Consider the following 1,003-nt stretch of genomic DNA (forward strand, 5'->3'; position numbering starts at 1 on the left):
AGAACAGGAGGCCACCCCGGCGGCACTGACCGCTTAAATGAAAGCTCGAAGAATCACACGACGACGTCGTACACCACGTCCGTGGACTTGACCCAACGCCGTTGCGTATCTGGTCAACGTGACGGTGCGGCCCGGTTACAACTTTCCCAGCGCCGATGCAGCCCTGGCCTATGGACACAGCATCTGCGACAGGGTCGCTCAGGGCCGCGCGTATGCCGACGTCATGGGTGATGTCAACGCCGACTTCAACACTGCCGACAAGTATCAGGCCTCGTATCTGATCAGCCAGGCCGTTAACGAACTGCGCCCGGCGCTGATCTGGCAGTTAAGAAACTCGGCAGCTCACTACCGCCCACCGGGGCCGTAACAAGTATGCGAAATAAGGAGATTCAAGTGTTGACTTCGCGGGGCTCACGTCTACTCTTCGTGCCCATTACTGCTGCCGCCGCGGCTGCGCTGGGCGCGCCCGCTGCACATGCAGATGACAAGCGACTCAACGACGGCGTCGTCGCCAACGTCTACACCATTCAGCACCAGGCGGGCTGCACCAACGACGTCAAGATCAACCCCCAACTGCAACTGGCCGCCCAGCAGCATGCGCGCGATGTGTTGAACAACCGCAACCTCGACGGGGACATCGGCTCAGACGGGTCGACGCCACAGGACCGCGCCAATACAGCCGGATTCCACGATCAAGTGGCCGAAACGGTGGCGATCAATCCAGCCCTGGCAATCAATGGCATTGATCTGATGAAACAGTGGTACTACAACCCCGCCTACTTCGCAATCATGTCCAACTGCGCCAACACCCAAGTCGGGGTGTGGTCGGAAAACAGCCCCGATCGCAGCGTGGTAGTGGCCGTTTACGGGTCGCAGCGACAAGGCGAGGCCACCACACCTATGCCGGAGGGTCTGCTGCACGATCAGGTGACAGTTTCGGTCACGCGGCCTGACTGGCCGGTGTGGTCATGATTGCTTCGTATTCGATCGGGGTCAACCGCCC

General features: G+C 60.3%; 2 pseudogenes. Both read left to right on the forward strand.

The annotated features are described in order from the left end of the window. Positions 1-94: 94 nt before the first annotated feature. A pseudogene (locus tag AAHS21_RS31965) lies at positions 95-367 on the forward strand (DUF732 domain-containing protein); the annotation flags it as partial. 89 nt (positions 368-456) lie between these two features. Further along, positions 457-870 (forward strand): annotated as a pseudogene (locus AAHS21_RS31970) (CAP domain-containing protein); the annotation flags it as partial. Positions 871-1,003 lie beyond the last annotated feature (133 nt).

Source organism: Mycobacterium sp. 050272, from assembly GCF_039023525.1.
Taxonomy (GTDB): Bacteria; Actinomycetota; Actinomycetes; order Mycobacteriales; family Mycobacteriaceae; genus Mycobacterium.